Annotated in this window: 10 protein-coding genes; 5 read left to right on the forward strand and 5 right to left on the reverse strand. The window is 61.5% G+C overall.

Translation table 11 applies throughout. From position 1 onward, the window contains the following. Nucleotides 1-166 precede the first annotated feature (166 nt). Complete coding sequence (gene ettA / locus AC07VU_RS27265; protein ID WP_007924767.1) at nucleotides 167-1,831, forward strand: energy-dependent translational throttle protein EttA; 1,665 nt, start codon at nucleotides 167-169, stop codon at nucleotides 1,829-1,831. A 260-nt stretch (nucleotides 1,832-2,091) separates the two neighbouring features. Beyond that, entirely contained in the window at nucleotides 2,092-3,429 is a 1,338-nt protein-coding gene (gene gdhA / locus AC07VU_RS27270; RefSeq protein WP_274304684.1) for an NADP-specific glutamate dehydrogenase, read from the forward strand. Here the strand turns inward: gdhA and AC07VU_RS27275 are convergent. The 4 genes from AC07VU_RS27275 to AC07VU_RS27290 all read right to left on the reverse strand — a co-directional run bounded on the left by AC07VU_RS27275 (nucleotide 3,426) and on the right by AC07VU_RS27290 (nucleotide 6,880). Further along, complete coding sequence (locus AC07VU_RS27275; protein WP_274304683.1) at nucleotides 3,426-3,920, reverse strand: GreA/GreB family elongation factor; 495 nt, start codon at nucleotides 3,918-3,920, stop codon at nucleotides 3,426-3,428. The two genes, gdhA and AC07VU_RS27275, sit on opposite strands and share 4 nt — an antisense overlap. A gap of 72 nt (nucleotides 3,921-3,992) precedes the next feature. Next, nucleotides 3,993-4,349 (reverse strand): hypothetical protein, encoded by a 357-nt coding sequence (locus AC07VU_RS27280; RefSeq protein WP_009045718.1) that lies wholly within the window; start codon nucleotides 4,347-4,349, stop codon nucleotides 3,993-3,995. Between the two features lie 94 nt (nucleotides 4,350-4,443). After that, nucleotides 4,444-6,297: an Lnb N-terminal periplasmic domain-containing protein gene (locus AC07VU_RS27285; protein ID WP_457274963.1), complete on the reverse strand. Its 1,854-nt coding sequence runs from the start codon at nucleotides 6,295-6,297 to the stop codon at nucleotides 4,444-4,446. A gap of 94 nt (nucleotides 6,298-6,391) precedes the next feature. Next, nucleotides 6,392-6,880, reverse strand: a complete 489-nt coding sequence (locus AC07VU_RS27290) for a DUF3015 domain-containing protein (RefSeq protein WP_007924760.1) — start codon at nucleotides 6,878-6,880, stop codon at nucleotides 6,392-6,394. 273 nt (nucleotides 6,881-7,153) lie between these two features. On the opposite strand from AC07VU_RS27290, the gene AC07VU_RS27295 reads away from it, so the two are divergent. Both AC07VU_RS27295 and AC07VU_RS27300 read left to right on the forward strand, forming a co-directional pair. After that, nucleotides 7,154-9,592, forward strand: coding sequence for a Lon protease family protein (locus AC07VU_RS27295; RefSeq protein WP_007924759.1), 2,439 nt, complete (start codon nucleotides 7,154-7,156; stop codon nucleotides 9,590-9,592). 210 nt (nucleotides 9,593-9,802) lie between these two features. After that, a complete protein-coding gene (locus tag AC07VU_RS27300) occupies nucleotides 9,803-10,114 on the forward strand; it encodes a PA4575 family protein (RefSeq protein ID WP_007924756.1) in 312 nt (103 codons plus the stop codon). Between the two features lie 32 nt (nucleotides 10,115-10,146). Here the strand turns inward: AC07VU_RS27300 and AC07VU_RS27305 are convergent, their stop codons facing one another. Then, on the reverse strand, nucleotides 10,147-11,979 hold the full coding sequence (locus AC07VU_RS27305; RefSeq protein WP_274304681.1) for a hypothetical protein: 1,833 nt from the start codon (nucleotides 11,977-11,979) through the stop codon (nucleotides 10,147-10,149). A 159-nt stretch (nucleotides 11,980-12,138) separates the two neighbouring features. Between AC07VU_RS27305 and AC07VU_RS27310 the strand changes: the two genes are divergently transcribed. After that, nucleotides 12,139-12,627, forward strand: a complete 489-nt coding sequence (locus AC07VU_RS27310; RefSeq protein ID WP_007924753.1) for a TIGR00645 family protein — start codon at nucleotides 12,139-12,141, stop codon at nucleotides 12,625-12,627. Nucleotides 12,628-12,698 lie beyond the last annotated feature (71 nt).

Here is a 12,698-nt window from a genome sequence, read left to right on the forward strand (position 1 = left end):
CCGGCCATTGAGGTAGCTTTGCCGGTTACGCGGGAGCGCTCCAGCTCCAGACAATCAGGCTTTTTCCGTACGCAGGCATTGATCACGATCAAATGCCGGCGCCGCGCATGGCCTGGCCCGGGCTTCGCCCGCTCTCCATTCATCAGTCACTGACGCTAGGTTCATCATGGCTCAATACGTCTTCACCATGCATCGGCTGGGAAAAGTTGTTCCGCCGAAGCGGGAAATCCTGAAAAACATCTCTCTGTCGTTCTTCCCGGGCGCCAAGATCGGCGTGCTGGGCCTCAACGGTTCGGGTAAGTCCACCCTGCTGAAAATCATGGCCGGCGTCGACACCGAGTTCGAGGGCGAAGCCCGTCCGATGCCCGAGCTGAACATCGGCTACCTGCCCCAGGAGCCTCAGCTGGATCCGACCAAGACCGTGCGTGAAGTGGTCGAGGAAGCGGTCAGCGTGATCAAGGACGCCCAGGCGCGCCTGGACGAGGTCTACGCGGCCTACGCCGATCCGGATGCCGACTTCGACAAGCTGGCCGCCGAACAGGCCAAGCTCGAAGCGATCCTGCAGGCCAGCGATGGCCACAACCTGGAGCGCCAGCTGGAAGTCGCCGCCGATGCGCTGCGCCTGCCGGCCTGGGACGCCAAGGTCGAACACCTGTCCGGTGGTGAAAAGCGTCGCGTGGCCCTGTGCCGCCTGCTGCTGTCCGCTCCGGACATGCTGCTGCTCGACGAACCGACCAACCACCTGGACGCCGATTCCGTGGCCTGGCTGGAGCATTTCCTCCACGACTTCCCGGGCACCGTGGTTGCGATCACGCACGACCGTTACTTCCTGGACAACGTCGCCGGCTGGATCCTCGAGCTCGACCGCGGCGCCGGCATTCCTTACGAGGGCAACTATTCGGGCTGGCTGGAAGCCAAGTCCGATCGTCTGGCCCAGGAATCCAAGCAGCAGTCGGCCCATGAAAAGGCCATGAAGGAAGAGCTGGAGTGGGTGCGCAAGGGCGCCAAGGCTCGCCAGTCGAAATCCAAGGCCCGTCTGGCCCGCTTCGAAGAAATGCAATCGCAGGAATTCCAGAAGCGCAGCGAGACCAACGAGATCTACATCCCGGCCGGTCCGCGCCTGGGCGACAAGGTCATCGAGTTCAAGAACGTCACCAAGGGCTACGGCGATCGCGTGCTGATCGACAACCTGTCGTTCTCCATGCCAAAAGGCGCCATCGTCGGCGTGATCGGCGGTAACGGCGCCGGTAAGTCCACCCTGTTCCGCATGCTGATGGGCAAGGAAACACCGGACTCGGGCAGCATCGAAGTCGGCGAAACCGTGCAACTGGCTTGCGTGGACCAGAGCCGCGAAGACCTGGACGGCAGCAAGACTGTGTTCCAGCAGATCTCCGACGGTTCCGACCAGATCCGCATCGGCAGCTACGAGATCCCGTCGCGTACCTACGTCGGTCGCTTCAACTTCAAGGGCGGCGACCAGCAGAAGTTCGTCAAGGACCTGTCCGGTGGTGAGCGTGGCCGCCTGCACCTGGCCCTGACCCTGAAAGAGGGCGGCAACGTCCTGCTGCTCGACGAACCGTCCAACGACCTCGACGTCGAAACCCTGCGTTCCCTGGAAGAAGCCCTGCTGGACTTCCCGGGCGCCGCCATTGTGATCTCCCACGACCGGTGGTTCCTTGACCGTGTCGCGACCCACATCCTGGCGTACGAAGACGACTCGCAAGCGGTGTTCTTCGAAGGCAACTACACCGAGTACGAAGCCGATCGCAAGAAGCGCCTCGGCGACGCGGCAGCCCAACCGCACCGCGTGCGTTACAAGAAACTGGCCTGATCCGGGCAAGTTGCTTGAAAGAAACGGAGCCTTCGGGCTCCGTTTTTTTTGCCTGTTTTTCGGGTTCGCCAATATGGGGCGTTGCTGGCGATTCGGATCCCATGAATGGTGCGTTAAATGCCGGAAATGGTGAAAAATTTATATCAACTGCACCATTTAAATTCATAACTGCGACATTTTGCTCTGTCATGGTGCTGTTCGAGTTGCTAAAGTCCCGGGCAAATCTGCGTTAACGACAATAAATTTGCCGAGACTTTCCCATGATCGAATCCGTCGAAGACTTCCTCGCCCGCCTGAAAAAGCGCGACCCGGACCAGCCTGAATTCCACCAGGCGGTGGAAGAGGTACTGCGCAGCCTGTGGCCGTTCCTGGAGGCCAATCCGCATTACCTGACCTCGGGCATTCTCGAGCGCATCTGTGAGCCGGAGCGGGCGGTGGTGTTTCGTGTGTCGTGGGTCGACGATCAGGGCAAGGTCCAGGTCAATCGCGGGTTCCGCATCCAGATGAACAGCGCTATCGGCCCGTACAAGGGCGGTTTGCGCTTCCACCCTTCGGTCAATCTTGGGGTGCTGAAATTCCTCGCCTTCGAGCAGACCTTCAAGAACTCCCTGACTTCGCTGCCCATGGGCGGCGGCAAAGGCGGCTCGGACTTCGATCCGAAGGGCAAGAGCGACGCCGAGGTGATGCGCTTCTGCCAGGCCTTCATGAGCGAGCTGTATCGCCATATCGGTTCGGACGTGGACGTGCCGGCGGGGGATATCGGCGTGGGCGCCCGGGAAATCGGCTTCCTGTTCGGCCAGTACAAGCGCCTGAGCAATCAGTTCACTTCGGTGCTGACCGGCAAGGGCATGAGTTACGGCGGCAGCCTGATCCGTCCGGAGGCTACCGGCTTTGGCTGCGTGTATTTCGCCGAAGAAATGCTCAAGCGCCGTGACGAGCGGGTGGAGGGCAAGCGCGTGGCGATTTCCGGCTCCGGCAACGTGGCGCAATACGCCGCGCGCAAGGTCATGGACCTGGGCGGCAAGGTGATCTCCCTGTCGGATTCCGAAGGCACGCTGTACTGCGAGGCCGGGCTGACCGAGGAGCAATGGCAGGCGGTGCTGGAACTGAAGAACGTCAAGCGTGGGCGCATCAGCGAGCTGGCGACGCGGTTCAACCTCGAGTTCCTTGCCGGACAGCACCCCTGGGAGTTGCCGTGCGACATCGCGCTGCCGTGCGCCACCCAGAACGAACTGGACGCCGAGTCGGCGCGCACGCTGCTGCGCAACGGCTGCATGTGCGTGGCTGAAGGGGCGAACATGCCGACCACCCTGGAGGCTGTGGATATCTTTATCGAGGCCGGCATTCTGTTCGCCCCGGGCAAGGCGTCCAACGCCGGGGGCGTGGCGGTCAGCGGGCTGGAGATGTCGCAGAACGCCATGCGCCTGCTGTGGAGCGCCGGCGAGGTGGACAGCAAGCTGCACGGCATCATGCAGTCGATCCACCACGCCTGCGTGCATTACGGCGAAGAAAACGGTCGGATCAACTACGTCAAAGGGGCCAACATCGCCGGCTTCGTCAAGGTCGCCGATGCCATGCTGGCCCAGGGCGTGGTTTAAGCCGGGTCGATGCGGATCACCTCGATCAACTGATCGCCCGCCGGCCTCTGCCACAGCACTTCATCGCCAAGCTGGGTGCCCAGCAGCGCCCGGCCCAACGGCGAGCCCCAATTGATCAGGCCCTTGGCGACATCGGCCTGATCCTCTCCCACCAGTTGCACACACTGCTCGGTGCCGTGCTCGTCGGCGAAGATGACCCGGCTGCCGATCTGCACTTTCGACCGCGATGTCGCCTGGGGAACCACCTGGGCGCTTTGCAGGCGCTGGTTGAAGTAGCGCAGGTCGCGTTCGATATCGGCTAACTGCTGTGGGTCCGCCTGGTCGCCCTGCGCCGATTGTTCGTTGTGCCGGGTTTGCAGGAACGCGACCTTGGCCTGCAGTTCGCTCAGGCCCTGCGGGGTGACGTAGTTGGGCTGCGCGCTGATCTGCCGTTCCACGGGTTGGTCGGCCTGGGCGGCAGTCAGTTCCTCATTGACGAAGGCTCGGCTCATGGGCGTTTTCCCGTAATGGAGGTTTGGGCCATGGTCGCAGCCTTTTGGTTTCTGGCCATGCCTGAAAGCGACTTACTGTGAGCGATAGGCTCGCGCGGCGTCGCGGTCTTTTTCTTCTTGCCAGGCGCGTTCGCGTTCGTCCCAGTGACGCTCCCGATAATCGTTGCGGTCCTGGTTTTCCAGCATGGCCTGGCACTGGCGAAAGCCGTCGCTCCAGCCCTCGGCGTATTGCGGGTCCTTGAGGTAGCGCGGCACGTTCTTGCGAAATTCGCCGTTGATCGCCCCGGCGGCCTGGCGACCGCTGGCGCAGCCATCATCGAAGCCGTCGGCGAAGGCCGGCGGATAACCCTGCTTGAGCAACTGCTCGTGGGTCGTCTCGCAACCGGTCATCAATGCCAGCAACGCTGCCACTACCGCATACCGCCACATCTCTGACTCCCACGCCGTTCAACGGCTGATAGAGAAAGTCTAGAAGGGGATTCGTCAGTGGTCTGTGAAAGCGCGGCAAGAATGCTACCGGGCGTCAGTAGTGGTACCACTTCAGTTCCAGCATCACCTCGTTTTCCGCCGTGGCCAGGTGGCTGAACTCGCGCTGGGCGCTCAGGCGCAGGCCCAGGTTGCGCGACAGCTCCCATTGCTGGTTGAGGCTCAGGCTGCGACGCACCTCGCCATTGGTGAAGTAATCGCCCTTGGCTTCGATGCTGAAGTTGCCCAACGGGTTTTTCCACAGCAGGCCGGTGTTGAAACCGGCCGCCGGGGTGATGAAACCGGCGAAATCGGCGTTGTGCTCGACGCGCACGGTGCCCAGGGCGAAGCCGAGCATGTTCTCGCTGAGCTGCCAGGTGCCGCCACCGCCACCGTTGACATGGCTGACCAGGGTTTCATCGTCGTGTTTGCCCGGCACCCGTTCCAGGCCGCCGGTGACCTGCCAGGACCAGGGTTGCAGCAGTTCGTTACGCGGCGTCAGCGAACGAATGGTCGCCAGGTCCAGTTGCTGTAGCTGCCAATTGTTGCCTTCGTACTGGCGCAGTTTCATTTGCAGGATTTCGATCTGTGCGCCCAGGGGGAAACCTTCGGCGTTGTCATTGAGGTCGTGATAGGCCATGCGCAGCCCGTATTCGCCAAAGGCCTGGTCGCCGCGGGTGCCCACGCCGACCTGCCAGGTGCGCGATTCATGGCCGTCTTCCGGCAGGCCAGGGCGTTCGATGGACAGTTCGGGCGGCGGGTTGCGGTTGATCGCCCGCAACAGCTCGAAACTGCGCTGCGCCCGTTGCGGATCGCGCTCTTGACCGTTGGCCCGGTAGCGCTCAAGGCGATAGGCTGCATCGATGATCAACGCCTGGCGGTCCCGTGGCTGGGCCTTGAAGGCCGGCTCCTGCAGCTGTTGCTGGTCGGCGCTGACCTTCAGCACCCATTGCTGTTCGTCGCTGCTCAGCGGCTTGGCGCGCTCCAGCAGTTCACGTTCGCGGGACGGGCGGTACTCGATCTTCTCCACCAGGCCGGCTTCCTTGACCGCCTTGACGGTGTCGGTAGGAATCGCCGTCAACGGGAATTGCCCGGTCAGGCGCAGGCTCGGACGGGCGACTTGCAGCAGCTCCAGCAAGCGGTAGGAGCAGTTCTCGTCGAAGAAGAAATAGTCGAACTTGATCTGCTTCAGTTCCCAGACGTGCTCGACCATGCGTTCGGTTTCGGCCTGGGTCAGGTTCAGCCGGTATTCCCACAGGTCGCGGTTTTCCAGGCTGCGGTACTCCGAGAGCTTTTCCTGGTAGGGCACCAGGGCGAACAGGCCGGGATAGCCGCCCATCAGGCCTTTCCAGGCATAGAGAATGCTGTTGTCCGAGCCTTCGATATAGGCGCCGAAGTTGATCGCATAGCTGAGCAGGGCGGTGTGGTTGCTTTGGACGTCGGCCTGGTCGATGCGCAGCAGGGTATGGCCGAACATCGACGACGGGCTGTTCAGGTAGGCCGCCGGGAAAATCATCACCGTGCTGTGGGGCGAGACGTCCTTGAACCACTGGTTGAACTCATTGCAGTCCACCGCCGGCAGATCGCTCAGGCGCAGCTGGGCCTTGAGCCAGCGGGTGCGGGCGGGGTACACGCATTGAGCATGCTGGTTGCCGCTGCCGACGGGGGCGTAGAGCGCGTCAAGGGTGGCCTTGAGTTCGGCGTCGGGGTGTTCGGCACCGTTTTTGGCGAGAAAAAACTTCGGGTCGCTGACATAACTGCGCCAGCCACCGAGCTTGGCGGTTTCGTAGTGGCCAAGGGAAATCCAGAACGGATCGCTGGCCAGTTGCTGCAAACGTGAGTGGTCGATTTGTGGCGCGGCGGACAGCGGGGCGCAGACACAGAGCGCCAGGGAGGCAAGGCGTTTGAGCATGGTGGGCAACTTGAGTCGGAAAAAACAAAGACCCGGGAGGGGTCATGTCCGAAAAACAAAAGCCCGCTCCCCGAAAAGAGCGGGCGGGTCGAGATTAAGCCGGGGTGGCGTACTTGGCCAGGCGTGCATCGCTTTTCAGCACGGCCAGGGTGTTGGTGTGCACATCTTCCGCGGTCACATCGGCTTTGCTGAAGATCTGCTGGAAGTGCTCGTGGGTGACGGCGGCGAAGTGCGCGCGGTCTTCAGGAGCGACGCCCAGGACCACGGCGTAGGTGGTCAGCGCTTCGCCTTCACCTTTGGCCATGTCTTCGGAGAGCTCGTTCATCATGCCATTCATGGCAAACCAGGATTTGCCGCCGTAAGTCAGCGCACTGTTGGTCGAGCAGCCGTTGGTGCCGGAAGTCATACCGAAGGTCGCGTTACCGGAGGTGCCGTTGGTGGTGGAGGCCAGGAAGTGAGCCGGAGTGCCGCGCTGTCCTTCGAACAGCAGGTTGCCCCACCCACAATCCGGACCGCCTGGCGCTTGGGCCATTGCATTGATGGAAACAGCGGTGAAGAGAGTACCGAGAAGAATCCGTTTCATAGCTTTGTTCTCTTTGTGTGCAAACCAATGGACAAGGGTTCTGGCCCATGTCGGCGCCAGTGGGCCGGTTATTAGTCCAGCCGCGCAGCTTGGAGTTTAGGCAGATTCCAAGGGTTCCGTGTTTTTTTGCATGACATTCCTTGAAATAGACGGCTTTTATGCTGTCTGTGTGGGGCCGGGGATCTGTCCGCGCTTTCGCTGCGTCGCGCCTTGCCAGCCGCTGTACCCGGCGCCAGAATGCCCCATCTGCCCCGCCTGATGTAAGGAAGCCCGATGCCTGATCCTGTTGCTGCCAGCTTGCGTCTAGCGCCCGAAGCGCTGACCCGTCCGTTTTCCGCTGAACAGTTCAGCTTCTCGACCACCAATGATTTGGAGCCCTTTCGCGGTGTGCTTGGCCAGGAACGTGCGGTCGAAGCCTTGCAGTTCGGTGTGGCCATGCCACGCCCCGGTTACAACGTCTTTGTCATGGGCGAGCCCGGCACTGGCCGCTTCTCTTTCGTCAAACGCTACCTGAAGGCTGAAGGCAAACGTCTGCAGACCCCGTCCGACTGGGTCTACGTCAACAATTTCGATGAGCCGCGCGAGCCGCGCGCGCTGGAGCTGCCTTCGGGGGCCGCGGGTGCGTTCATCAGTGACATCAACGGCCTGATCGACAATTTGCTGGCGACCTTTCCGGCGGTCTTCGAGCATCCGTCCTATCAACAGAAGAAAAGCGCCATCGACCGCGCGTTCAACCAGCGTTACGACCGTGCCCTCGACGTTATCGAGCGCCTGGCGCTGGAGAAGGACGTCGCGCTGTACCGCGACAGCAGCAATATCGCCTTCACCCCGATGCTCGACGGCAAGGCGCTGGACGAGGCCGAGTTCGCGCAATTGCCCGAAGCCGATCGCGAGCGTTTCCATGAGGACATTTCCGCCCTGGAAGAGCGCCTTAACGAAGAACTGGCGAGCCTGCCGCAGTGGAAGCGCGAGTCGAGCAACCAACTGCGTCACCTCAACGAAGAAACCATCACCCTGGCCCTGCAGCCGCTGCTCGCGCCGCTGTCCGAGAAGTACGCGGAAAACGCCGGTGTATGCGGCTACCTGCAAGCCATGCAGGTGTACCTGCTCAAGACTGTGGTCGAGCAACTGGTGGACGATAGCAAGACCGACGCTGTGGCCCGCAAGCTGCTGGAAGAACAGTACGGCCCGAGCCTGGTGGTCGGTCACCCGGCCAGTGGCGGCGCGCCGGTGGTGTTCGAGCCGCACCCGACCTACGACAACCTGTTTGGTCGCATCGAATACAGCACCGACCAGGGCGCGCTCTACACCACTTACCGGCAGTTGCGTCCGGGTGCCCTGCATCGGGCCAATGGCGGTTTCCTGATTCTCGAAGCCGAGAAGATGCTCAGCGAACCCTTTGTCTGGGATGCCCTCAAGCGGGCCCTGCAATCGCGCAAGCTGAAGATGGAGTCGCCGCTGGGCGAACTGGGGCGCCTGGCCACCGTGACCCTGACCCCGCAACACATCCCGTTGCAGGTCAAGGTCGTGATCATCGGTGCCCGCCAGCTGTACTACACGCTGCAGGACCTGGATCCGGACTTCCAGGAAATGTTTCGCGTGCTGGTGGACTTCGACGAAGACATCCCGATGGTGGACGAGAGCCTCGAACAGTTCGCCCAACTGCTGAAGACCCGCACCTCCGAAGAAGGCATGGCGCCGTTGACCGCGGACGCGGTGGCGCGCCTGGCAACCTACAGCGCCCGGCTGGCGGAGCACCAGGGGCGCTTGTCAGCGCGTATTGGCGATCTGTTCCAGCTGGTCAGCGAGGCGGACTTCATCCGTCACCTGGCCTCGGACGAGATGACCGATGCCGGGCACATCGAACGGGCACTCAAAGCCAAGGCCACGCGCACCGGGCGGGTCTCGGCGCGGATTCTCGACGACATGCTGGCGGGGATCATCCTGATCGACACCGATGGCGCTGCGGTAGGCAAGTGCAACGGACTGACCGTGCTTGAAGTGGGCGACTCGGCCTTTGGCGTGCCGGCGCGGATTTCCGCCACGGTCTATCCGGGAGGTAGCGGTATCGTCGACATCGAGCGCGAGGTCAATCTCGGCCAGCCGATTCACTCCAAGGGCGTGATGATTCTCACCGGCTACCTGGGCAGTCGTTACGCCCAGGAATTCCCCCTGGCGATCTCGGCGAGCATCGCGCTGGAGCAATCCTACGGTTATGTCGATGGCGACAGTGCGTCGCTGGGCGAGGCGTGCACGCTGATCTCGGCCTTGTCGAAAACCCCGCTCAAGCAATGCTTTGCCATTACCGGATCGATCAACCAGTTCGGCGAAGTGCAGGCGGTTGGCGGGGTCAACGAGAAGATCGAAGGCTTCTTCCGCCTCTGCGAAGCTCGGGGCCTGACGGGCGAGCAAGGTGCGATCATTCCTCACGCCAACGTCGCGACCCTGATGCTCGATGAGAAGGTGCTGGCGGCGGTCCGCGCCGGGCAATTCCATGTGTATGCCGTGCGCCAGGCTGACGAGGCCTTGAGCCTGCTGGTCGGCGAGCCCGCGGGCGAGCCGGATGCGGATGGCCAGTTTCCGGAAGGCAGCGTCAACGCGCGGGTGGTGGAGCGCCTGCGGGTCATCGCTGAAATGGTCAGCGAGGAGGACCTCAAGGAAGCGGAAAAAGAGCAGGCGCAAGAGGCATTGGCGCAAACCAAGCCGGCATGAGCCTTGCCGCGACGAGGGCTCGGCCTTCGTCGCGGCGCCGGTCCGCTGGCGTCAACTTTCGTGAATAGACCATTCGGCGCCTGTTCAGCCGGTCAACTTTGCTTCTCAGGCTTTTCTTCCTATTCTCAGGCAAGGAGAACGACAGTCGTCACTGGATCGAAACAGTCTTCACATGAGGGCTGAATACCGGATCTACCGAGGGTCGCCGCCATGTCGCGCAACCTCTGCCTTACCCGCCAGTGTCTTGGCCTGGTCACCCGTATCGAATGCAGTATCCGCCCACTGGCGGGAGATAACGGAATGTGGACCCTACTGTTCGCGGCCGGAATGGCTGGCGAGCAACCTTCGGCCATCAAGGCCCAGGGACCTTTCTGCGGTCCCAGCGTGGCTGAATCCATCCTTGATTCCATCGTCGAAAGCCTGACCACCCATGGTTATGAGTTGGCCGACGATCCGCAGATCTGGTGCCTGCACCTTCAGGCGCAACTACGGCAGATCAATGGCGAACGCTGCCGCCATTGACGCAATCTCCCGTTAATCCCTACCGCTGAGTCCTACTCGGCGGGTGGTGGGTTCTCCAGCTTGTCGAGCTTGACCTCAAAGCCATATTCGACGGTGTTGAGTTCGCTGCGCTGGTAGGTTTCCAGCTCGGTGGGCTGCCCATAAAAGTAATGCACGTCGAACAAGGCCGGGCCGTTTGCCGGCGCCTCATGGCTGACCGCAAGAATCTCCTTCAGGTACTGGCCGCTGGCGTCCTTGGCGTAGAAACGCCAGGCCTCGGACGGGAACAGGCGCTGGTCGACGATCAGCGCATTGCCCCGCAGCTCCAGGCCTTTGGGTAGCTGGCTGACGGGTAGGGCTTTCTTCTCGATGCTGGCCAGGAACAGCGGGATCGCACCGACGGCGTAAGCCGGGGTTTCCGGGAACAGAGTCAGATCGTAAGTGATCGAGCTGCGCATCGGATCGACCTCGACTGCCTCCGATGGCAGTTCGATGGGCTCGCCGCGTTTGCCGTTTTCGTTCTGGGTGAAGAAGGTCACGGGGCTGTCGCCGGTGGAGAAGGACGTGCCCAGCAACTCGTCATTGAAGGTTCTCGGGTGGTCGAACTCGATCCGCGCCGCGCTGGCGTCCTCGGTGGATTGATGAACGACCACGCTTTTCTTCAAGGTTTCTTGGTCGAGGTTGGCGCCCTTGAGGTAGTTCGGTGCCTGGTCGTCATACACCACTACCGGCATGGGCAGGGGCTGGATCTTGCTGTCGGTGGTCAGAGGGTCGAAGCGTCGCACCGGCAGATTGAGGTCTTTGCGGGTGATGGTGGCTGCGGAGAAGTCCAACACATTGACTTCGAGCTTGTCGATCAGACCGTTGAAATACACCTTGGTGTAATGGCTGCGCTGTTCGCGCTCGAAGGCTTTGCGCTCATTTTCAAGCTGCTGCTCGAACGCTTGGCTCCAGGCCTTCTGCTTCTGCATTTCGCTGAGCTGTTTGGTGTAGAAGGCGATCTGTTGGCTGTTTTCGTTGATCGACCCGGAGCGCGAAAGGATCTGCCCGGTAGTGTCCCGTGCCTGCACCAGCAATGGGTTGAGCGGCGTCTCGCTGAGTTCGGGCGACAGTGGGGCGCTGTTGGTCAACTCGATTTCGGCGCTGTTCTTGTCCAGGGACAACAGTTTCACGCTGACATTCTTGTCGCTGCGTTGCTTGCCGATATCGGCCTTGCCCAGTTCGAAGGTGACGACCTGGTGTGGCGCGATCACTTCGGCCTTGCCTTGCAGCGTCACGGGTTGGGGCTGGTTCTTGTTTTCGACTTCCAGGCCTTCGATGAACGGGTAAGTCACCGTCAGGTCATCCGGGTTGGTCAGGTTGGAGCTGGACGGGCTCAACTGGATGCCGGGATCGGTTTCCGACCATTCGGGTTGGAAGGCGATGACCTTGCCGTTGCTCAGGGTCACGGATTGCCATTCCAGGCCGTGGGGGAAGGGGAATTGCGCCGGCATGTTGAAGCTGAAGGGAAACACCGGCTGCAGGTCGGTCAGGTAGTCGGAGTTGGAGGTCTTGCGCAGTACGAACAGGCCGTTGAGGTAGGCGTCGACCAGCGCCTGCGGGCTGGGGTAGTGCTTGAGCAGGGCCAGGGCGTCATCGCCGTATTCGGTCTCGATGGGCTTGTTCTGGAGCCGCAGTTGCGCGCGTTCGAGCAGTAACAGCGAGCCGCCCAGGTCGGCGATGGCGTCCTTGAGCTTGGGGTCCTGGATAGCGTCCAGGGATTGTTCGAACTGTGCGGTTTTCTGTTCCAGGCTGACTTGCTGCTTCTCGTCGCTGGGCGAGCAGCCGCTGCTGAGCAGTACCGCGATACACAGGCCGGTACCCGCCAAAGGCAATCGCAAATCCATTCTCCAGGCTTCCTGTCCGATGTCATTGAGCTGTTCACGTGATTCCGACACTAGCAGAAAACGCTTTGGCAGACGCGCAGGTAATGGATTTGGTTGCGGTTTATGGGCTTTTGGGCGGCTGATATACTCGCCGCCGTTTTCAGACCTGTGTGAGATTCAATGGAACGTTTTATCGAGAATGCAATGTACGCCTCGCGCTGGCTGCTGGCGCCGATCTACTTTGGTCTGTCGTTGGGGCTGCTGGCCCTGGCGCTGAAGTTCTTCCAGGAAGTCTTCCACGTCATTCCCAACGTGTTCAGCATGGCCGAGTCCGATCTGATCCTGGTGCTGCTGTCGTTGATCGACATGGCGCTGGTGGGTGGTCTGTTGGTGATGGTGATGATCTCCGGCTACGAGAACTTCGTGTCCCAGCTGGACATCGACGAGGACAAGGAAAAGCTCAACTGGCTGGGCAAGATGGATTCCTCCTCGCTGAAGATGAAGGTGGCCGCGTCCATCGTGGCGATCTCCTCGATCCATCTGCTGCGGGTATTCATGGATGCGAAGAACATCGAGCCGCAGTACCTGATGTGGTACGTGATCATCCACATGACCTTTGTGATTTCGGCCTTCGCCATGGGCTATCTGGACAAGCTGACCAAGCACTGATCGCCTGATCACCGCTGTAGCCGCGCCGCCCGGCCGTTGTGAAACGGACGGGCGGTGTCGTTTGTGGCTTG

The sequence above is a fragment of the Pseudomonas sp. GW821-FHT02B10 genome, assembly GCF_059421865.1.